This window comes from Sphingobacterium paramultivorum, from assembly GCF_014109745.1.
Classification (GTDB): domain Bacteria; phylum Bacteroidota; class Bacteroidia; order Sphingobacteriales; family Sphingobacteriaceae; genus Sphingobacterium; species Sphingobacterium paramultivorum.
Window position 1 is genome coordinate 4,291,841 of record NZ_CP058555.1, and the last position, 20,108, is coordinate 4,311,948.

20 protein-coding genes are annotated in these 20,108 nt (G+C 38.6%); 9 read left to right on the plus strand and 11 right to left on the minus strand.

The features are described 5' to 3' along the window. Positions 1 to 47: 47 nt before the first annotated feature. The 3 genes from HS960_RS17960 to HS960_RS17970 all read left to right on the plus strand — a co-directional run bounded on the left by HS960_RS17960 (position 48) and on the right by HS960_RS17970 (position 2,231). Positions 48 to 737 carry a LytR/AlgR family response regulator transcription factor gene (locus HS960_RS17960; RefSeq protein ID WP_182330297.1) on the plus strand — a complete coding sequence of 230 codons (690 nt, stop codon included), beginning with the start codon at positions 48 to 50 and terminating at the stop codon, positions 735 to 737. Positions 738 to 811: 74 nt separating this feature from the next. After that, complete coding sequence (locus tag HS960_RS17965; RefSeq protein WP_182330299.1) at positions 812 to 1,534, plus strand: dioxygenase family protein; 723 nt, start codon at positions 812 to 814, stop codon at positions 1,532 to 1,534. Positions 1,535 to 1,544: 10 nt separating this feature from the next. Beyond that, entirely contained in the window at positions 1,545 to 2,231 is a 687-nt protein-coding gene (locus HS960_RS17970; protein WP_182330301.1) for a hypothetical protein, read from the plus strand. Positions 2,232 to 2,360: 129 nt separating this feature from the next. On the opposite strand, the gene HS960_RS17975 is transcribed toward HS960_RS17970, so the two are convergent. The 4 genes from HS960_RS17975 to HS960_RS17990 all read right to left on the minus strand — a co-directional run bounded on the left by HS960_RS17975 (position 2,361) and on the right by HS960_RS17990 (position 6,329). Next, the gene (locus tag HS960_RS17975) at positions 2,361 to 2,858 is read right to left on the minus strand and encodes a DUF1648 domain-containing protein (RefSeq protein WP_159731368.1); all 498 of its coding nucleotides are present in this window, start codon (positions 2,856 to 2,858) and stop codon (positions 2,361 to 2,363) included. 289 nt (positions 2,859 to 3,147) lie between these two features. Further along, complete coding sequence (gene argC, locus HS960_RS17980) at positions 3,148 to 4,161, minus strand: N-acetyl-gamma-glutamyl-phosphate reductase (RefSeq protein WP_159731370.1); 1,014 nt, start codon at positions 4,159 to 4,161, stop codon at positions 3,148 to 3,150. Positions 4,162 to 4,266: 105 nt separating this feature from the next. Next, positions 4,267 to 5,451 carry an argininosuccinate synthase gene (gene argG, locus HS960_RS17985; protein WP_159731372.1) on the minus strand — a complete coding sequence of 395 codons (1,185 nt, stop codon included), beginning with the start codon at positions 5,449 to 5,451 and terminating at the stop codon, positions 4,267 to 4,269. Positions 5,452 to 5,612: 161 nt separating this feature from the next. Further along, positions 5,613 to 6,329 (minus strand): GNAT family N-acetyltransferase, encoded by a 717-nt coding sequence (locus tag HS960_RS17990; protein ID WP_070561978.1) that lies wholly within the window; start codon positions 6,327 to 6,329, stop codon positions 5,613 to 5,615. Positions 6,330 to 6,904: 575 nt separating this feature from the next. Between HS960_RS17990 and HS960_RS17995 the strand changes: the two genes are divergently transcribed. Next, positions 6,905 to 7,168: a hypothetical protein gene (locus HS960_RS17995; RefSeq protein ID WP_075990905.1), complete on the plus strand. Its 264-nt coding sequence runs from the start codon at positions 6,905 to 6,907 to the stop codon at positions 7,166 to 7,168. Positions 7,169 to 7,192: 24 nt separating this feature from the next. Here the strand turns inward: HS960_RS17995 and HS960_RS18000 are convergent, their stop codons facing one another. Beyond that, the gene (locus HS960_RS18000) at positions 7,193 to 9,301 is read right to left on the minus strand and encodes a S9 family peptidase (RefSeq protein WP_182330303.1); all 2,109 of its coding nucleotides are present in this window, start codon (positions 9,299 to 9,301) and stop codon (positions 7,193 to 7,195) included. A gap of 325 nt (positions 9,302 to 9,626) precedes the next feature. Between HS960_RS18000 and HS960_RS18005 the strand changes: the two genes are divergently transcribed. From HS960_RS18005 to HS960_RS18030, 5 genes are all read left to right on the plus strand, one after another. Then, positions 9,627 to 11,252 (plus strand): S8 family serine peptidase, encoded by a 1,626-nt coding sequence (locus HS960_RS18005; protein ID WP_159731376.1) that lies wholly within the window; start codon positions 9,627 to 9,629, stop codon positions 11,250 to 11,252. A gap of 436 nt (positions 11,253 to 11,688) precedes the next feature. Further along, a complete protein-coding gene (gene nth, locus HS960_RS18015) occupies positions 11,689 to 12,366 on the plus strand; it encodes an endonuclease III (protein ID WP_153848181.1) in 678 nt (225 codons plus the stop codon). A 67-nt stretch (positions 12,367 to 12,433) separates the two neighbouring features. Further along, positions 12,434 to 13,459, plus strand: coding sequence for a recombinase RecA (gene recA, locus HS960_RS18020; protein ID WP_153848162.1), 1,026 nt, complete (start codon positions 12,434 to 12,436; stop codon positions 13,457 to 13,459). A gap of 190 nt (positions 13,460 to 13,649) precedes the next feature. Beyond that, positions 13,650 to 14,417, plus strand: a complete 768-nt coding sequence (locus HS960_RS18025; RefSeq protein ID WP_182330305.1) for an endonuclease/exonuclease/phosphatase family protein — start codon at positions 13,650 to 13,652, stop codon at positions 14,415 to 14,417. An 18-nt stretch (positions 14,418 to 14,435) separates the two neighbouring features. After that, positions 14,436 to 15,617 carry a metallophosphoesterase family protein gene (locus tag HS960_RS18030; protein ID WP_159731380.1) on the plus strand — a complete coding sequence of 394 codons (1,182 nt, stop codon included), beginning with the start codon at positions 14,436 to 14,438 and terminating at the stop codon, positions 15,615 to 15,617. 61 nt (positions 15,618 to 15,678) lie between these two features. On the opposite strand, the gene pruA is transcribed toward HS960_RS18030, so the two are convergent. From pruA to HS960_RS18060, 6 genes are all read right to left on the minus strand, one after another. Beyond that, on the minus strand, positions 15,679 to 17,316 hold the full coding sequence (gene pruA, locus HS960_RS18035; RefSeq protein WP_159731382.1) for an L-glutamate gamma-semialdehyde dehydrogenase: 1,638 nt from the start codon (positions 17,314 to 17,316) through the stop codon (positions 15,679 to 15,681). A gap of 168 nt (positions 17,317 to 17,484) precedes the next feature. After that, the gene (gene msrA, locus HS960_RS18040; protein WP_159731384.1) at positions 17,485 to 18,144 is read right to left on the minus strand and encodes a peptide-methionine (S)-S-oxide reductase MsrA; all 660 of its coding nucleotides are present in this window, start codon (positions 18,142 to 18,144) and stop codon (positions 17,485 to 17,487) included. Positions 18,145 to 18,299: 155 nt separating this feature from the next. Continuing rightward, positions 18,300 to 18,908, minus strand: coding sequence for a superoxide dismutase (locus tag HS960_RS18045; RefSeq protein ID WP_120333147.1), 609 nt, complete (start codon positions 18,906 to 18,908; stop codon positions 18,300 to 18,302). Between the two features lie 101 nt (positions 18,909 to 19,009). After that, the gene (locus HS960_RS18050) at positions 19,010 to 19,477 is read right to left on the minus strand and encodes a nucleoside deaminase (protein WP_046674913.1); all 468 of its coding nucleotides are present in this window, start codon (positions 19,475 to 19,477) and stop codon (positions 19,010 to 19,012) included. A 9-nt stretch (positions 19,478 to 19,486) separates the two neighbouring features. After that, positions 19,487 to 19,828, minus strand: a complete 342-nt coding sequence (locus HS960_RS18055; RefSeq protein ID WP_153848168.1) for a tRNA-binding protein — start codon at positions 19,826 to 19,828, stop codon at positions 19,487 to 19,489. Further along, entirely contained in the window at positions 19,825 to 20,034 is a 210-nt protein-coding gene (locus tag HS960_RS18060) for a hypothetical protein (protein ID WP_070561956.1), read from the minus strand. Before HS960_RS18060 ends, HS960_RS18055 begins: the two co-directional genes overlap by 4 nt. Positions 20,035 to 20,108: the final 74 nt, after the last annotated feature.

Here is a 20,108-nt window from a genome sequence, read left to right on the forward strand (position 1 = left end):
AGACTATACGATTATATATACAAAAGCAATTTATCTTAATTTAATCGATGTTAACTTGCATAGCTCTTGACGATGAACCCCTGGCTCTTCGTATTATTTCGACGTTCACAGCAAAGCATCCTGCTATACAGCTTGCTGCAACCTTCTGTAACCCCCATGATGCGAAGCTGTATCTCGCCAATAACAGTGTTGATTTGATTTTTTTGGATATTGATATGCTCGAGATCAATGGTATTGATTTTGCAAAGAACTTAAATCCAAGACCTTTATTGATTTTCACCACAGCACATAAGGAGTATGCGATAGATGGATTTGAACTTGATTCAGTAGACTATCTTCTCAAACCATTTGACTTCGTTCGTTTTGAACGGGCCATCGATAAAGCGATGACACGTTCAGCTATACAGAGCCATCGCCCCTTTTTAATCGTGAGTGTAGAATATCAACGAATCAAGATCTATCTTGACGAAATTGAGTGCTTGGAAAGCATGCAAGATTATATCAAAATACACCTCATACACGGAAAAACAATATTGACCCTATCGACAATGAAAGCCATGCTCGAGCGTTTGCCAAAAAATCAGTTTATCCGTATCCACCGCAGCTTTGTTATCGCAGCCAAACACATCATTACATTTTCACAGCGTAAAGTACAATTACCCAACTTCACATTGAAAGTCGGCGACGGATACTATAATGAAGTTATCAAGTTTCTACGTGATTCGTCGATGCAATAAGTCTCTTTATCGGCACTTAACATTATTTTACATCTCCGTCCACTACCTTGCTTCAATTAAGAAAAAAAAGAGATATGGAACGCAAAAATTTTATAAAAACCTTATCATTGCTCGCATTTTCAGGACCAATGGTTTGGGCTGCTTGCAAGAAAGACGATGCCTCAACAACGCCTGATGGAGGCACGGATGTAAATATCGATTCAAGCTGTAGTGTGACACCTTCGGAAACCGAAGGGCCTTTTCCGACAAAAACACCTTCAAGTTATGTCCGGTCAAATATACGCAAAGGTGATAGTATTGGGGCGAATATGCTCGGTTTAATTACCATTGTTAATACAAACAATAACTGTGCGGCACTAGAAGGAGCTTTAGTGGATATTTGGCATTGTGATGTGGAAGGTAACTATTCCCAATATGGCGGAACACAGATGCAATCCAGCAACTACCAGTCTGTCAATTGGTATCGCGGTAGACAAATCACCAATGCCAATGGACTTGTTTCTTTCCAAACCATCTTTCCGGGCTGGTATCAAGGTCGAGCAACGCATATTCACGTCCACGTATATGATGCTACGGGTAAATCGCTATTAGTGACGCAAATCGCCTTTCAAGATAGTCTGTGTCTTGAAGTCAATAACACAGGTTCATCTTATGGTTACAAAAAAGGTGTTTCAGGATATACCTATAATGCCAATGACAACGTATTCAGCGATGGTGTTACCAAAGAAATGTCTACGGTCACAGGATCCTTATCTGAAGGTTTCCAAATGAAAATGACGATTCATGTTAATGCTTAACAGCCTGATCATGCAGGATATTAGAATCTATATCGCGGAACAGCGAGGGGAAACATCTATTGGAACACATTTAGTCAGGAGCACACTCAATTATGGCTCCTTTGCTGCTCCTCACCGGGAGGCTATTGGCCGGCTGCAACTGGTGAATAGCTGGCAAGTAGCGCCTCAAGGTACTTTGGAACTCCCGACCAGTCAAGATACGGTCTCACTTTTGATTCCTTTGGTTGGGGATCTACTCGTGACGATGGATGCCCAAACCTATACCGTTCCTGTCGGAACAATCTTAGTACACAATTTTGAAAATAATACGGCAATTCACATAAAGGCATCGTCCGAAGTTGCGGAGCCTGCGATCTTTCAAGAATTTGTGCTTAATTCGGCAATAAACAATCCTACACTACCTCATATTGTGGATCTTCCACTTACATCTTCGTTTGGGAAAAACAAGATGTATCCTGTAGGCACCGACTTAGCTACTGATTTTCAGTTCTACTTCGGTGCGTTTGCCGGAAAACATGATTTTGAATTACAGATTGGCCAAGACCACAAAAACGCATTTGCATTTGCGTTAGATGGTAATTTTGAAGTTGAAGAACGCATTCTTTATCCATCTGATGGTCTTTATCTACCATATTCAAACAATTTAGACATCGAATGCTTATCGGCAACTGGCCTTCTGGTTGTTTTGTGTTTCTAACATTAATATCTATCATCGAAGTTCAACATGTCAATTCGCTCAGATTCACTAAGCTTTCGGCGCTCTAATGGCATTATATCCCTTATGGAGTGAACACGATATATAGAAAATTTAGATAAATAAGGAAATTTAAGCCGTCTTGACCGATTTTATGAGAAAGTAGATGACAGGTACAAAAACCGATAACAATACGAAGGGCAGAAACCAAGTTCCCAATCCCTCTGAAGTTGCTGCGACATTGGGAATAGATTTAAAAGCGATTATCCCAAAAATAACGACCACAATAAACTTTAAATATCGTATCAAACGACTCGCAGAAGTATATTGTTGCAATGCATTTTCTTCAGTAATCTTGACAGGATAGTTGAATAGATGTGGAAACCTGTTGATGATGGTCATTGCTACGTATAAAACAGTGGTAATGAAAGGTATCATCAATAGGACTGACTTTGGACCAAATTTGTCAACCTTTCCTTCTGCATTATAATGTACGGGAACAATTTCAGGTAATTTGCTATAATGAACAGTTACCGCATACCATAACAATAGCACTACACACCAGCCCATAAATTCTAACACTTTATCAGCAGCCGTTAGTCTAAGTTTAATTCTTGGCCTATTGTTCATAATCGAATCAGCTCTTGTTTATTTGCTCAGCATGGACTTCCTATCCCTAAGTTAAGGAACTTAAGCAGTCAATGCAAAATGATGATCCGTTTTTTTATAGACGACATGTCATTGTTTATTACCGGATGATGTATGTTTGGGAAGGCCGATTCATAAAAAAAGTGCAGGGTCTACCCTTCACTTTTCCACACGATGTTAATAAAATGTTGAAAACCTCGTTTCGACCTAAAAGCAATTCCTAAAGTTATTCACAACTTGTTGGTATTGATGTTTAATACCCCAAAAGAGTTTAAAAACCAACGCTCTTCAAATTCAGCCCTGTACGTTCATCTAAGCCAAACATTAAATTCATATTTTGTACTGCTTGACCCGATGCACCTTTCAGCAAATTATCTGTTGCATTTAAAATAAGGAGCTTATTTCCGTGTTTTTCGAGATGGATTATACTTTTATTTGTATTAACGACCTGTTTGAGGTCAATATTTTTAAGGCTGACATGTGTAAAAGGATGAGCGGCATAATAGCTCTCATACAATGTGTAGGCCTGCTCTTCAGATAAATCGGTGTCTACATAAATTGCCGAGAAAATTCCGCGGGCAAAATCTCCACGTTGTGGAACAAAATTAATTTTCGCTGCAGCACGTTCCAACAATGATCCTTCTGACACCGGCAAAAATCCCACTTGCAGCTGATCCAAGGACTCTGAAATTTCCTGCAAATGCTGGTGTTCAAAAGATTTGTAAGCAGAAAGGTTATTGTTACGCCAGGAGAAATGCGTTGTTGCCCCCGGCTTTTGTCCTGCCCCTGTTGATCCAGTCGTCGCATTGACATGGATTTGGTCTGGCAACAAGCCTTTACTCGCCAATGGTAATAAAGCCAGTTGGATATTTGTTGCAAAGCATCCTGGATTAGCAATATACTGAGCTGTTTTGATTGCTTCTCTGTTTAGTTCTGGAAGCCCGTACACAAATTGTTGTCCTTGATAAGCCGTATTCGCACGAAGACGATAATCTTGTGAAAGATCAATAATCTTCACGGATGCATCGATCGGATTTGCATCTAAAAATTTCCGTGCATCACCATGACCAACACATAAAAACAATACATCAACAGCTGAGTAAAAGTCCGAAGAGAAGGTCAATTCAGTATCACCAAATAAATCATTGTGAACTTCATATAACTTATTTCCTGCATTGGAAGCGCTATTAGCAAATACGATTTCCACCTCCGGATGATAAATCAATACACGTAATAATTCACCACCGGTATATCCTGCCGAACCAATAATTCCTACTCTTATCATTTTTTTGAATTTAGTATTTAGGTATACGTTATCACTTATAGGGAAGTGTATCTTTTCTTACCCAGTTCGTCATGGTAAGAAAAAATACATTACGCCAAACAAGGTTTATTTTTTATTCACTTTGTGCCAAATGATGGTTTGATTTCCAAAAATTTTGGAGAAACCTTTCACATCGTCACCTGTATAACCTTTATTCATTTCACCATAGCTACCGAATTTGTTGGACATCAAATCGTGTTCAGACTCGACACCAATGACGACAAAACGGTATGGGTGAAGCTCAACAATCACTCGGCCCGTCACTGTTTCTTGTGAAGATTGCAAGAATGCTTCGATATCACGCATAACGGGATCGTGCATTTGGCCTTCGTGCATATAATTTCCGTAGAAAGCAGCGATTTGATCTTTCCAGGACAATTGCCATTTAGTTAAGGTATGTTTTTCTAAGGCATGATGTGCCTTGATTAAAATTACAGACGCAGCGGCTTCAAAACCCACACGGCCTTTAATACCAATGATTGTATCACCAACGTGGATATCACGGCCAATACCGTATGGTTGAGCTATTGCCTGTAATTCTTGAATCACTTTAACGGAAGCCATTTTATCACCATTTAATGCAATAGGCTCTCCCTTCTCAAAATCGATTGTAATTTGTTGTGGCTCTGAAGAAGTCACTGGAGTTGGCCATGCCGATTCAGGCAAATATTGGTTGGATGTCAATGTTTCCGCTCCACCAACAGAAGTACCCCAAAGACCTTTATTGATGGAGTATTTTGCTTTTTCAGCAGAATACTCTACACCATGCTTATTCAAATACTCAATTTCGGCTTCACGCGACAATTGTAAATCACGGATTGGTGTGATTATTTCCACGCCTGGAATCAGGGTTTGGAAAATCATATCGAAACGTACTTGGTCGTTTCCTGCACCTGTAGATCCATGCGCAACACATTCAGCTCCAATTTTCTTTGCGTAGTTTGCAATTGCGGTTGCTTGGCATACACGCTCAGCAGATACTGACAATGGATAAGTCGCATTTTTTAACACATTGCCAAAAATCAAAAATTTAATAGTTTCGCGGTAATAGTCTGCCGTTTCGTCTATAGCTGTATGTGATTTCACACCTAAAGCATAAGCACGTTCTTCAATATTTTTTAATTCTTCATCCGAAAAACCACCTGTATTTACAACTACGGAATGAACTTCTAAACCTAAATCTTGTGTAAGATAGATACAACAGAATGAAGTATCTAATCCGCCACTAAATGCTAAAACTACTTTTTTCATTAGAATGTTATTTTATGAGTGTTTGTTTTCAACGGCTGATTTAAGCTCGTTTCACTCGGTTTTTTATTATTATGTTGAGAGAACCTTGAACTGATCTTGTTGCTATGAACACATCCAGTTACCTGTTACATCTATTTTCAATATAATCGCTCAGCCTTAGCTTAATATCCTTTTGCGACTTTGTTATGCTTCGGAAAATTGACAGCAATAAATTTATTGGCCGATTTCCAAAACTTCGCCTGTATACGCTTTAGCAGAGACTGTTTTTGTGTAATTCTTTCCAAACGTTCTTTCGCTTCATGCTTGCGCTGGATCTTCTCCCGCAATTCACGTTCCTTCTCTTCGGGATCCCAAAGCATGGCGGTACACATACAGTTTTTACGGTCTTTACTCATCAGGATCTCATAATTCACGCAGCTTTGACAGCCTTTCCAGAATTCATCATCGGAAGTCAATTCGGAATACGGAACCGGTTCATAGCCTAGTTCTGAATTGATTTTCATCACGGCGAATCCGGTTGTCAAACCAAAGATCTTCGCTTTAGGGTATTTCTCACGTGAAAGCTCAAAGACTCTTTTTTTGATTGCTTTTGCCAAACCCACTTTTCTGAATTCGGGATTGACAATCAAACCTGAGTTAGCGACATAATCACCATGCCCCCAAGTTTCTATATAACAAAAGCCTGCCCATCGGCCATCTCTATGTAAAGCAATCACTGCTTTACCTTCATTCATCTTGTTGGCAACGTACTCTGGTTTACGACGTGCAATACCAGTACCACGAGCCTTTGCAGACTCGAACATTTCGTCGCAAATAACCTCTGCATAATGTGCATGCTCAGGTTTAGCTGGGATAATTAAAAAATCTGATATAGTCATTGACTTACGACCCTAATAATAAAACAACAACTACTGTCGTGTTTTGTTACTAAATAAATTAAAATAATGGATTCAAAACCATCGGACAATCATGGTCTTGCTTGGAAAGATTCACTACCTCAAATCAAGCCCGAGGTAGTATAGGTCGTCGGAGGCGTAAAACAGGTATTTCTACAAAAATGAAAGCACAAAAGACCTTCTTCATAAACTTCTCAAAAGTTTGAATATAAGAATAATCGTTCTTTTTGTTCTGCTTCATTTTTTTATGCTCTGTCAATTGTTTCTGACGATGCAAATGTATAAAAATATTTTTTTCTTTTCCACAATATTCTCATTGATTTTTTGCAAAAATTAAAAATTTACAATCCACCGTCAAAACCTTCCTGTAAGCTTCATTTTCAAGCAATTAATCCACAACAAGCCGGTAATAGACCGCTCACATTAGTGATATTAATTTGACAATAAAACGGATAAAGGTTTAAGGCTTTATCAATTGGAATTGTTGTTTTTTCTATAGGTTCGTTATTTTTAGTCAAAAACGATACTTTTGTAGGGATCATTTAATGGAGAATAGTATGTCACCGAGTTTAATTTTCTATATTATTTTTGCCGTCCCTTACATTATCTTTATGTATTGGCTCGTCAAACAGGACAAACATAAGTATGCCTGGGGAATAGCAATCATTACTATTGTTGCCCTATTGGCGATCTATGTATCGCAGAAAGCCAGTAAAGTGGCCATGGACAATTATCAACAGCATCAGATCGATTCTAGAGAGATCGAACGGGAAGAGCGTTTACAAAAACAACAGGATAGCATTAATCATGCTCAACAATAAAAAAAGCGGTTAATACCGCTTTTTTTATTGTCCCTTTCTATCATCTGGGATAATCCCTTCCAATTTAAAGAGAAAAGCATATTCCAATGCAATTTCCTTTAAATAGTCAAATCGACCCGATGCCCCACCATGACCATAATCCATATCTGTTTTCAACAATAAAACCGCATCTCCTATTTTAGTAGCTCTCAGTTTTGCTACCCATTTTGCTGGTTCAAAATACTGCACCTGACTATCGTGCAGCCCGGTTGTGACCAATAAATTAGGGTATTCTTTTGCCTCAATGTTTTCATACGGAGAATAGGCCTTCATATAGAAATAAGTTTCCTTCTCATTGGGGTTACCCCATTCATCATACTCGTTTGTAGTCAACGGTATTGTATCGTCCAACATGGTATTCACGACGTCCACAAAAGGCACCTGAGCTATTATGCCATGATATTGCTCGGGTGCAATATTAGCGATTACACCCATCAGCAAACCTCCAGCACTTCCCCCTTGCGCATAGAGATGCTCGGCTGTGCAATAATGCTTTTCAATCAGATATTTACCACAATCCACAAAATCATAAAAGGTATTCATCTTGTGCATCATTTTTCCATCTTCATACCACTGCCGCCCCATTTCTTCACCTCCTCTAATGTGAGCCAAGGCGTAGATAAATCCACGATCCAACAAACTCAGTCGATTGCTCGAAAAGGTAGGGTCCATCGAAGCACCATAGGACCCATAGGCATATTGCAATAATGGAGCTGAACCATCGAGTTTGGTTCCCTTTTTATAAACAATAGAAATTGGCACTTGAATACCATCTCTTGTGGTTGCAAAAACACGTTCGGTGATATATGCGGTTTGGTCATATCCACCCAAAATCTCCTGTTGCTTTAACAATACTTTCTTCTGCCTAGCCATGTCATATTCATAGACTGAACTCGGTGTCACTAAAGACGTATAGCCATACCGCAACTTGTCACTGTTGTACTCGACATTAATACCTGGATATACCGTATAGGCAACTTCCCCAAAATCCAAGTAGTGCTGTTGTTGACTGTTTAAATCATAAATCGCCAATTGGGTCAATCCATTTTTCCTTTCAGCAATCGCTAGAAAATCCTTAAATTCTTCGATATCGCTGACCAGCACATCTGGTCGATGGTCTATGAATGTATGCCAGTTGCTGCGCTCTGTACGATCTAAGGGACATTGCATGATTTGGAAATTGATGGCCTCATCATTGGTCAGAATTAAAAAGCGATCATCCAGTGCAATGATCGAATACAGAACATTGTGTATCCTTGGCTGAAAAACGCGAAATTCAGCCTGCGGTAAATCAGCATTCAATACCCAGATTTCTGAGGACAATGTTCCTTCTGAATTGATAATAATATATTTTCCATTTTTGGATTTACCAACAGCAATATAATTTGTATTATCTTTCTCTTCATACACCGGTACATCGGCTTTTGGATCGCTGCCCAATGTATGTCGCATAATCTTCTCGCTAAGTAAGGTGATGGGATTTTTGGCCGTATAAAACAAAGTTTGGTTATCATTTCCCCATATCGCAGCCCCCTCTGTATTCTTTATCTGGTCAGGATATATTTCTCCGGTCTCAATATTCTTGATAAATATAGTATATTCCCTCCGAGATACGGTATCCACACTAAAGGCTATCAAACGATTATCCGGACTAACAGAAAATCCCTTTGCCGTATAATATGCATACCCTTGGGCCAGCTGATCTACATCCAACAGCACTTCCTCTTCGCCCTCAAGTGTGCTCTTTTTCCGACAGAATTTGAAATATTGGTTTCCCTCCTCTGTTCGGCTATAATAGTAATAGCCATTTTTGTAATAAGGTACAGACTCGTCTTTTTCCTTAATACGGGACTTCAACTCCTGGAAAAGATTTTCCTGTAAATCTACTGTATCTTGAAGCATCAAACTGGTATAATCGTTTTCCTTTTCCAGATAGTCAATAACTTCTTGAGATTTTTCTCCTTTTTTAAAGTAGTCGATCATCCAGTAATAATCATCTTGAACAGTATCATCATGTATCTTTCTGACATGAGGGTAAATTGCTGACACTGGGGCCATCACATTAGGCCAAACTATTTTCTTATTTTGTTGCATTCGCTCTTTTATACGCTAATCAATATATACTCTTTCTTATCCTAGCTATCTAGATCATCCAAATAAAACAGGAGACTCTTAGAAATGGTTTGAATTTAAGATATTTCGTCAACAGTTTGCCAAGAGATATGGATTATAAATACTTTTAATAAAAATTAACAGTTCAGAAGAAGCATTAGCATTATCTTTGCTATTCTGCTATAGTCAGGAATAAGCGAGTTTACACGCTCATGAGGAAAATTTAAAATAAACAGTAGAAAATAACCGGGTGGGACGCGTGCATTGAAACAAATGAAAGCAAACACTTATAAAGAATTATTTACATATGAATTTAAAAAAATCACTATATCTAATTGCTTTAGGCTCATTGCCACTTATCTCTTTCGGACAATCTGATACCATTCCAGCAAATTGGTTTAATTTGGATTATAAAACGGATGGGGTCATGGGAATCAGTACCGAAAAAACGTATAAAACGTTATTGAAAGGAAGAAAATCTACTCCAGTCATTGTTGGCGTATTGGATGGAGGTGTTGATGTTTATCACGAAGATCTCAAAGATGTTGTGTGGATCAATACGAAAGATAGTCTCGCGAATGGTTTAGATAATGATGGCAATGGCTATATTAATGATAAATACGGGTGGAATTTCATTGGTAACGCAGATGGAAAAGATGTGCAATTCGACAACTTGGAATTGACAAGACAACTTAGGATCCTGGATAAAAAGTTTGCAAATATTACAGCAGCAACAGAACTCAATGAAGCTGGTCGAAAAGCTTTCACTAGTTATCAAAAGATGCTTGCCAAATATAAAAACAAGCTAGAAGAAGCTAAGATGGGCCAATTTTCCTACGATGCGCTCAAACGCAACATAGACGCTGTGGTACGTGAAATAGGTAAAAAGCCCGAAGATATCACACAGGATGATATAGATAATTTCAAAGCAACCACAAACACGCAACGTATCGCACTTGGCTATGCAAAGGATGAAATCAACAACGGCGGCTTCGCCAAATTTTTTGATGATATCACCGAAGGTGCAACATATTTCAACAATCAAGTTGATTATCATTTAAACAAAGCATACGATTCTCGACCTATTGTTGGAGATAATTATGAAGATGCGTCGGAGCGACATTATGGCAACGCTGATGTAAAGGGACCGGATGCATTACATGGTAGCCATGTCGCAGGAATCATTGGTGCAAAACGCAATAATAATATAGGTATCAACGGAGTAGCGGACAATGTTAAGATACTTACCGTTAGACTCGTTCCTGATGGTGATGAGCGTGATAAAGACGTCGCAAATGCTATTCGCTATGCAGCAGATAACGGAGCCAAAGTACTCAACATGAGCTTTGGAAAAAGTTATGCCTATAATAAACAGGCGGTAGATGATGCGATCAAATATGCTGAATCCAAAGATGTACTGCTGGTACATGCCGCGGGGAATGACAGTGAAGATAACGATATAGAACCTAATTTTCCGATGAAGTATTATACGGATGTAAAAGGTGACACAACCGGGGTTGCCAATGCATGGATCACAGTGGGCGCAACCGGCCTTCATTTGGACAATGAACTTTTGGCTGATTTTTCCAATTATGGTAAAAAAACTGTCGATGTTTTCGCACCTGGTGTCCACATCAACTCTACCGTACCGGATTCCAAGTATAAAGAAGAACAGGGCACTAGTATGGCTGCTCCCGTTGTTGCCGGTTTAGCCGCAATGATCCGTTCTTATTATCCCAATTTGAGTGCTGTGGAAACCAAACAGATTATTATGGAATCTGTAGAAAAGCCGAATCAACTGGTGCAGATAAAAGTTGGTGAAGATGCCAGCAAAACGGTTCGATTAGCTGACATCTCGGTCACCGGAGGTATCGTCAATGCATATAATGCCATTATTAAAGCGGAGGAATATACCAACAAAAAGAAAAAATAAATATTTTCTCGTTTTTTATACCAAAACTATCTTTTGTCCGTTTAATTAATTAACTTACAGAGACAAAACAACAGATGCTTATGGTAGAAAATTTTACCCAATCAGAAAACGAAGTTCAAAATTTGCTAACCCAAAACGAGAAGGTAATGACAGACGAGGACATAGAAAATGAATTGAAACTTCAATTACCAAAAATGTTGCTTCATCCAAGCAAAAGATGTGTTGAGAATATCCTTGCATATTCTAAACAACTAGAAAAAAGAAAGGCCTAATCTGGAGATTAGGCCTTATTTTTTTACCTTACGACATCCATGATCAGCTATAGTATAAAACAGCTGTGACTCACCTTACCTTTCACAAACTAAAATCGGTTATTCCCCGTGGACTGGACTTCAAAATTTCTTTTTTGATGGAAATTTTGGCTAGTTTTGAACCGATGTTAAAACAAGAACGATACAAGGCTTTCGTAGATTATTTCTCCAAAAATAGTCCTGACGCACAGACAGAACTCAACTATAGTAATCCATTTGAATTACTGGTTGCTGTTATTTTATCTGCACAGTGTACAGATAAAAGGATCAATCAAGTCACGCCCAAATTGTTTGCACGCTACCCTGATGCACACAGCTTGGCGGCTTCCAGCGTAGACGAGGTGTTTAGCTATATACGATCTGTAAGCTATCCGAATAATAAGGCCAAACACCTTGTGGGGATGGCTCAGCTACTGATTGAAAAGTTCGACAATATTGTACCCGAAAAAATCGAGGATCTTGTGAAACTTCCAGGTGTAGGTCGAAAAACTGCTAATGTCATTTCCTCTGTTGTTTATCATAACCCCGCTATGGCTGTAGACACACATGTTTTTCGTGTTGCAAACCGTCTTGGGCTAACTTATCGTGCGACAACGCCATTGGCCGTGGAAAAACAGTTGGTAAAAAATCTACCCAAAGATACAATTGCGATTGCCCATCATTGGCTGATCTTACATGGACGTTATATATGTCTGGCCCGAAAACCAATGTGTGAGAAATGCCCTATCACTTATATGTGTAAATACTTTGAAAAAAATCACCATATAAAAAGTGTCTCAGCTATACCAGAAACAAAAAACTAATTTTTTTAGTGAAAATATTTGGTTTATGATTTTTAATTTTTAATTTTGAGAAATATATACTAAAAATATGAGCAACACAGATAAACTAAAAGCTTTACAGCTGACGTTAGATAAATTGGAAAAGAACTTTGGAAAAGGTTCAATTATGAAATTAGGGGATACTGCTGTTGAGCCGATCGAGGCTATTTCTACAGGATCTCTAGGTTTGGATATTGCCTTAGGAATTGGCGGTGTACCAAAAGGCCGTATCATTGAAATATATGGACCTGAATCGTCAGGTAAAACTACCTTAGCAACTCACATTGTTGCAGAGGCACAAAAAAAAGGCGGTATTGCAGCAATCATTGATGCTGAGCATGCTTTTGATAAATATTACGCTCAAAAATTAGGCGTAGATGTAGAAAATTTATTGATTTCTCAACCAGATAATGGTGAGCAAGGTTTAGAAATTGCTGATAACCTAATCCGTTCTGGTGCAATCGACGTTATTGTTATTGACTCCGTTGCGGCTTTGGTGCCAAAAGGTGAGATCGAAGGCGAAATGGGTGATTCTAAAATGGGCCTTCAAGCTCGTTTGATGTCTCAGGCTTTACGTAAACTGACCGGTACAATTTCAAAAACAAACTGTTGTTGTATTTTCATCAACCAATTGCGTGAAAAAATTGGTGTGATGTTTGGCAACCCAGAAACAACAACTGGTGGTAATGCATTAAAATTCTACGCTTCTGTACGTTTAGATATCCGTCGTACATCACAAATCAAAGATTCTGATGAAGTATCGGGTAACCGCGTAAAAGTGAAGATTGTAAAAAATAAAGTAGCCCCTCCTTTCCGCATCGCGGAATTTGATATCATCTTTGGTGAAGGTATCTCTAAAGTAGGTGAAATCATTGATTTAGGTGTTGAATATGGCATCATCAAAAAGGCAGGCTCTTGGTTTAGCTATGGTGAGACCAAACTAGGACAAGGTAGAGATGCCGTCAAAGCTTTATTATTCGACAATCCAGACTTAATGGATGAACTTGAAGCTAAAATCCGCGCTGAAGTAACAGGAGAAGATCCAATGCTTAACATCGAGGAAAACCAAGACTAGTTCCTGTAAAAATTAGTATAATGTAGGTAGCCATTCTGTTTAGGATGGCTATTTTTTTTCATGAAGGCTCAAGTGCTTAAATGATTATTTTGTTACATGTCTCAAGTTTTCAATTTGTACTCATAGATTTTATTAATTTTAGCAGGAAGAACTAAAATCCGACATCCAAATGCTAAACTTAATATAAACAATGAACCGTAAACTAATTCCATTCCTCTTGATACTGCTAGGATCAGTATTTCATCTAAATGCACAAACGATACGCGTACTCTCCTTTAATATCCACCATGGGAACCCACCCACCGAAAAAGAATCAGTTATCAACCTTGACACAATTGCCAAGATTATTAAAAATTCAAAAGCCGATCTCGTAGGGCTTCAAGAAATCGATGTTAATCTCGGTAGGTCTTATTTTGAAAACCAAGCAAAAAAACTCGCAGAATTGACAGACATGCATTATGTATTTTCCAAAGGAATAGATCTTGAAAAAGGCGAATATGGTACTGCTATCCTATCTAAAAGTCCGATTGAACGTGTAGAGAAACACTTTCTGCCCTCCCCTGTGGAAAGCGAAAGGCGCAGTTTATCTATCATCGAAGTTACAATTCACAAAAGGAAAATCCTCTTTGCCAATACACACCTGGATCTAAAGGACAAAAACAAAATCGAACAGGCGAAATTCATCACCAATCGTTTCGAGAATGAAAAATTACCCACCATCCTCGTCGGTGATTTAAACTCCGAGCCCAAAGATCCTGCCATTACGGAGCTTGGTAAAGTATTTAAAAAAACCAGTATCACCAAGGGGTTTACTTTCCCTCAAGACAAGCCCACCACTGAAATCGATTATATCATGATTACTAAATCTGCCGCTGCGAAATTTTCCAACCACCGTATTCTGAACGAACAATATGCGAGTGATCATCGGCCATTATATGTCGAGATAAACATTAAATAACCACTTGTGACCTTAAATATGAATTTTAACAGAAGAAGATTCTTAGAATCCCTGGCTCTGGCCGGGCTTACATTACCTAATATAAGCGTTGCGCAAGAAAAAGACGCCAATGAGGCAGAAAACGAGTTTAGCTTTGTCGTACCTGCCTATCTACAAAATCAAACCGAAACAGGAATCAGTATTTTTACGATTTTGAGCAAAGATGCCTTTGCTTGGCTCGAGATTCTCGACAACACAGGGAATGTCCAAAAAAAGATCTACCAATCCGAGGATGGGATGATCAATGCCAATACTGATTTCTTTCATTTTACTATTGAGGACGCACCCCGATCGTTTCGCTATCGCGTCAAGGCGAAGGAAATCCAAAAATTCGATCCTTATAAAATCGTATACGGTCAAGAAATAGAAAGCCCTATTTTTGAGGCTAAATTAGCCCGGAATAATCAAGAGCAGATTCGATGTCTGGTCTATAACGATGTGCATGAGGAAAAAAGCAGCTATCTTGATCTTATCCCGCGTCAGGATATTTCACCCTATGATTTTTTTGTACTGAATGGTGATTCCTTCCATTATGTCACCAATCAGCAAGATATTACAGAGAAACTACTAAAGCCAATTGAATTTTTTGCGACAAGCAAACCATTCATTATGAATCGGGGAAACCATGAGACAAGGGGATCCTTCGCACGTAATTTCAAACGATATTTTGGTTATCCTGACAATAAGTACTACCAAGCTTTTAAAAGGGGACCTATTTTTTGGATCATGTTGGACAGTGGTGAGGACAAGCCCGATAACCATGAAGTGTACGCCGGAACAGTAGATTATGATAACTACAGAAAAGAACAGGCTAAATGGCTGGAACAGGTCCTCCAGTCCAAGGAAAGAAAGAGAGCCCAACACACGGTCGTCATTAGCCATATTCCAATTTTTCATTCGGATGATTGGCATGGCACCCTGGACAATAGAGCATGTTTTCATCCCCTATTTCAAAAATATAAAATTGATGCCATTATCTCTGGCCATACCCATCAATATGGATACTACCCGGCAGATAAAGACCATAATTATCCTGTTTTTATAGGCGGAGGTCCCAAAGTAGGTAAAAGAACAGTTATCGATGTATCCGGGAACAGCAAGTCACTGGCTATACGGATGACAAGAGACGATGGTACCGAATTGGGATTATTTAAGAAATAGAAAAGGGCGCTTAATTAATCGTCCTTTTCTATATTTAACAAACCTATAATGCTAGCTTCGCTTATTCTCCTTTTTCCAAGAAAGGATATCTATAATCTGTATCTGGATTAAATGTCTCTTTGATTGTACGTGGAGACACCCAACGAAGCAAGTTGATCATTGATCCCGCTTTGTCGTTTGTACCCGAGCCTCTAGCACCGCCAAACGGTTGTTGACCTACGACAGCACCTGTACACTTATCGTTCACATAGAAGTTACCAGCGGCATGTCTCAATTTATCTGTTGCTAAACTAATGGCATAGCGGTCTTGTGCTATAATCGATCCTGTCAAGGCATAAATAGATGTTGTATCAACAATATCTAAAGTTTCTTCAAACTTAGCATCCTCGTAAATATATACGGTCAATACAGGTCCGAATAACTCCTCAACCATCGTTTCGTAATCTGGTTTTGAAGCCTCAATGATTGTTGGATGAATGAAATACCCTTTAGATTTATCGTATGTACCGCCCACTACAATTTCTGCTTCATTAGATTCTTTAGCTTTGTCGATATACTTCGCTAATTTATCAAATGACTTTTCATCAATTACAGCATTGAAAAAGTTTGTAAAATCTTCTGTTCCACCGATTGTAAAAGATTTTACGTCAGTAGTCATAGATTCTTTCAATGCCGGCCACAATGATTTTGGAATATATGCACGTGATGCTGCAGAACATTTTTGACCTTGGTATTCAAAAGCGCCACGAACTAAAGCCGTATTCGCCACTTTTAAATCAGCCGAAGGGTGTACAACGATAAAATCCTTACCACCAGTCTCACCAACAATACGTGGATATGTTTTATAACGGTGGATATTGTTACCGATCGTTTTCCAGATATCTTGGAATACTCCTGTTGAACCGGTAAAGTGGATACCAGCGAAATCAGGGTGTTGGAAAATCACATCGCCAGCGTCAGGACCTGAAACATATACCAAGTTGATTACACCATCCGGAAGCCCAGCTTCACGGAAGATTTTCATCAATACATTTGCTGAATAGATTTGTGTATTGGATGGTTTCCATACCACAACATTTCCCATCATTGCAACACAAGAAGGTAGATTACCCGCAATAGCTGTAAAATTGAATGGAGTCAATGCAAATACAAAACCTTCAAGAGGACGTTGTTCTACACGGTTCCAAACACCTTTACCAGATACTGGAGGTTGTTGTTTATAGATTTCACTAAGATATTGCACATTGAAACGCAAGAAATCTATGATTTCACATGCCGAATCAATTTCTGCCTGATATGGGTTCTTCGATTGCCCCAACATTGTAGCAGCATTCAACTCATAACGATATTTTCCCGAAATCAATTCAGCAGCCTTTAAGAATATCGCAGCACGATCTTCCCAAGTAAGATTTTCCCAATCTTTTTTTGCGGCTAAAGCTGCATTGATTGCATCTGTAACGTGAGATTTATCGCCTTGATTGTATTGACCTAAAATATGTTGGTGGTCATGTGGAGGAGCTAGGTTTACTTTTTTAGAAGTAGTGATTTCTTTACCACCAATATACATTGGGATATCGATTTGTTTAGAACGTGCCTCATCAATTGCTGCTTTCAACAATTTACGTTCTTTCGTTCCGACAGCGTATGTGTACACCGGTTCATTGGTAGGAACAGGAACTGTAAAAAATCCTTTAGACATATTACAATTATTTATTATTCATCCAAAAAAATGCTATTTAACAGTCATGAAGCTATCAAGTTTGTTTAACCATTATTTACATAAGAAACCATGGTTTCAACTTATTAGCATGATACTAAATAGCGCTAATAGAAGTAAAATTACCTCAAATTTTATGAATACCCAAAGTTACTGTCCCGCTTTGAGCACAGTGGAAAAGATACGTTTAAATTTTTCCAATTTCGGTTTAATGACCAATTGGCAATAGGGTTCTTTTCCATTTAATCTATAATAATCTTGATGATAGTCTTCTGCCGGATAAAATACTGTTGCCGGAACTACTTCGGTTACAATGGGTTTGTTAAAAACTTTTTCTTTCTCCAAGACCGAAAGATAATATTGAGTCTTGTCAAGCTGCTCTTTATCGTGTACAAAAATAGCCGAACGATATTGCGTGCCAACATCATTTCCCTGACGATTGAGCTCCGTTGGGTCATGTGCCACAAAAAAGGCTTCCAATAATCTGTCGTAGCTGATCACTTTAGGATCAAAAATAATATTGGTTGCTTCTGCGTGTCCTGTACTCCCGGTACAAACCTGCGCATAACTTGGATTTGCTACCCATCCGCCAGTATATCCTGAAACAACATTTACAACACCCTTTAACTCCTTAAACTGTGCCTCAGTACACCAAAAACATCCCGCCGCAAATGTCGCCGTATCCAAACTTGCCCTATTTTTTGCAGGTAATTTGGTGAAATCAGGTTTCTTTACCCGCGGCCCCTGTTGCTGCCCCTGACAAGAGTTCAATGCAAAAAGTACTGTTAAAAATATCAGAATATTTCTCATAAATAGCTATCTTTCTTCCATCCGTTTTTCTTCCTTTAATTATTGGAGTCAAATTGATGTTCTATAAACAAACACTAACGACGTTTTGTTTCTAAAATAGAAAAGCGACAATAATAACTTATTGTCGCTTTTCTATTTTTCTATCAAATGATCACTTATTTTGCTGCAGCATAGTTTTGTGCTACTGCATCCCAATTGATAACATTAAAGATTTCCTCTAAATACGCCGGACGCTTATTTTGGAATTTCAAATAATAAGCATGCTCCCAAACGTCGATACCTAAGATAGGCGTGCCTTTTACCTCAGCAACATCCATCAATGGATTGTCTTGGTTTGGTGTAGAAGTTACAGCTAATTTACCATCAGCACCAACAATTAACCAAGCCCATCCTGATCCAAAACGAGTTGCACCAGCAGCTTGAAGTTGCTTTTTCAATTCATCAAATGAACCAAAAGTAGCATTGATTGCTTCAGCTAACTCACCTGTTGGAGCTCCGCCAGCATTTGGGCCTAAAACTTTCCAAAACAAAGAGTGGTTGTAGTGACCACCACCGTTGTTACGTACTGCCGCAGAATATTTACTTACATTTTTGATGATATCCAATAACGATAGGTTTTCTGCGTCTGTTCCTGCGATTGCTTTATTTAAGTTATCCACATATGCCTGATGGTGTCTGTCATGGTGGATTTCCATTGTAGTTTTGTCAATATGTGGTTCCAATGCGTCGGCTGCGTATGGTAACGCTTCTAATTCAAATGCCATATCTATTTTAATTTAAATGTTTATTACTTCGTTTATATATACAAATATAACATAATATACACGGTTATGTTTTTATGTATTACAATAAATCCATTATCTCTCTACCGTTTTTGACGAAAAAATGATTTTACCAGATCAGCACATTCTTCCTGCAAAACGCCATGTGTAATGACAGTTTTGGGGTGTAATATTTTATCGTGAAAATGAGAATAACCACGCTTTTCATCTTTGGCTCCATAGACTATTTTACCAATATGTGTCCAATAGGCCGCTCCGGCACACATAATACAAGGTTCAATAGTAACATATAATGTGCATTCATCCAGGTATTTGCCTCCAAGGTAATTTGCAGCTGCCGTAAAAGCCTGCATCTCAGCGTGAGCTGTCACATCATTCAATCGCTGCGTCAAATTATGACCTTTCCCTATAACACGTCCTCGATGAACAATAACCGCCCCAATAGGTACCTCTCCCTCTTCGTACGCAACCTTAGCTTCATTCAATGCCATACGCATGAACGACTCGTCACTATCGATGAGTTGTGTTCCTTCAAAATCTATAAATGTCATGGTACAAACTTAACTAAGTTTAGATCCATTTGGTAATTTTTTGTCGACTGATGTCAAAATAATATCTCCATTTTCGTCAGGAAATCCTGTTACCAAGCACTCAGAAAAGAAATTAGCAATCTGCTTTCTGGGGAAGTTTATGACTGCAACCACTTGCTTTCCGATCAGCTCCTCTTTGTTATAGTGTACTGTAATCTGGGCACTACTCTGTAATATACCGATTTCATCTCCAAAATCTAGTTCCAGTTGATAAGCTGGTTTCTTCGCTTTTGGAAAGTCTTTTGCATCCAGGATCGTTCCTACCCGTAAATCCACTTTCTCGAAATCGCCCCAACTAATGGCATCACTCATAATCGGTTGCTACTAATATCCTGAATCTCTTTACCTATTGTAAACAAAACATATGAAGGTTTTCTTCCCAAACGTAAAGACAATCTATTGATCAGTTTATCTTCCTCTCCTGCTTGAAAAGCTAAATCTTCATCACTTAAGTGGTTGTACTTGCGACGGAGTTTTTCTTTGGCTACTTGCCATTGTTCTTCGTTAATTTTCAGCATAACTAAGATTTAGGTATAAAATTTGTATATCTTTACTGAACTGTAAAAGTTTGTTTAAAGATACAATATATACA

Coding starts and splice junctions, on each gene's coding strand:
- HS960_RS17960 (WP_182330297.1), top strand. CDS start 48: ATGTTAACTTGCATAGCTCTTGACGATGAACCCCTGGCTCTTCGTATT.
- HS960_RS17965 (WP_182330299.1), top strand. CDS start 812: ATGGAACGCAAAAATTTTATAAAAACCTTATCATTGCTCGCATTTTCA.
- HS960_RS17970 (WP_182330301.1), top strand. CDS start 1,545: ATGCAGGATATTAGAATCTATATCGCGGAACAGCGAGGGGAAACATCT.
- HS960_RS17975 (WP_159731368.1), bottom strand. CDS start 2,858: ATGAACAATAGGCCAAGAATTAAACTTAGACTAACGGCTGCTGATAAA.
- argC (WP_159731370.1), bottom strand. CDS start 4,161: ATGATAAGAGTAGGAATTATTGGTTCGGCAGGATATACCGGTGGTGAA.
- argG (WP_159731372.1), bottom strand. CDS start 5,451: ATGAAAAAAGTAGTTTTAGCATTTAGTGGCGGATTAGATACTTCATTC.
- HS960_RS17990 (WP_070561978.1), bottom strand. CDS start 6,329: ATGACTATATCAGATTTTTTAATTATCCCAGCTAAACCTGAGCATGCA.
- HS960_RS17995 (WP_075990905.1), top strand. CDS start 6,905: ATGTCACCGAGTTTAATTTTCTATATTATTTTTGCCGTCCCTTACATT.
- HS960_RS18000 (WP_182330303.1), bottom strand. CDS start 9,301: ATGCAACAAAATAAGAAAATAGTTTGGCCTAATGTGATGGCCCCAGTG.
- HS960_RS18005 (WP_159731376.1), top strand. CDS start 9,627: ATGAATTTAAAAAAATCACTATATCTAATTGCTTTAGGCTCATTGCCA.
- nth (WP_153848181.1), top strand. CDS start 11,689: ATGTTAAAACAAGAACGATACAAGGCTTTCGTAGATTATTTCTCCAAA.
- recA (WP_153848162.1), top strand. CDS start 12,434: ATGAGCAACACAGATAAACTAAAAGCTTTACAGCTGACGTTAGATAAA.
- HS960_RS18025 (WP_182330305.1), top strand. CDS start 13,650: ATGAACCGTAAACTAATTCCATTCCTCTTGATACTGCTAGGATCAGTA.
- HS960_RS18030 (WP_159731380.1), top strand. CDS start 14,436: ATGAATTTTAACAGAAGAAGATTCTTAGAATCCCTGGCTCTGGCCGGG.
- pruA (WP_159731382.1), bottom strand. CDS start 17,316: ATGTCTAAAGGATTTTTTACAGTTCCTGTTCCTACCAATGAACCGGTG.
- msrA (WP_159731384.1), bottom strand. CDS start 18,144: ATGAGAAATATTCTGATATTTTTAACAGTACTTTTTGCATTGAACTCT.
- HS960_RS18045 (WP_120333147.1), bottom strand. CDS start 18,908: ATGGCATTTGAATTAGAAGCGTTACCATACGCAGCCGACGCATTGGAA.
- HS960_RS18050 (WP_046674913.1), bottom strand. CDS start 19,477: ATGACATTTATAGATTTTGAAGGAACACAACTCATCGATAGTGACGAG.
- HS960_RS18055 (WP_153848168.1), bottom strand. CDS start 19,828: ATGAGTGATGCCATTAGTTGGGGCGATTTCGAGAAAGTGGATTTACGG.
- HS960_RS18060 (WP_070561956.1), bottom strand. CDS start 20,034: ATGCTGAAAATTAACGAAGAACAATGGCAAGTAGCCAAAGAAAAACTC.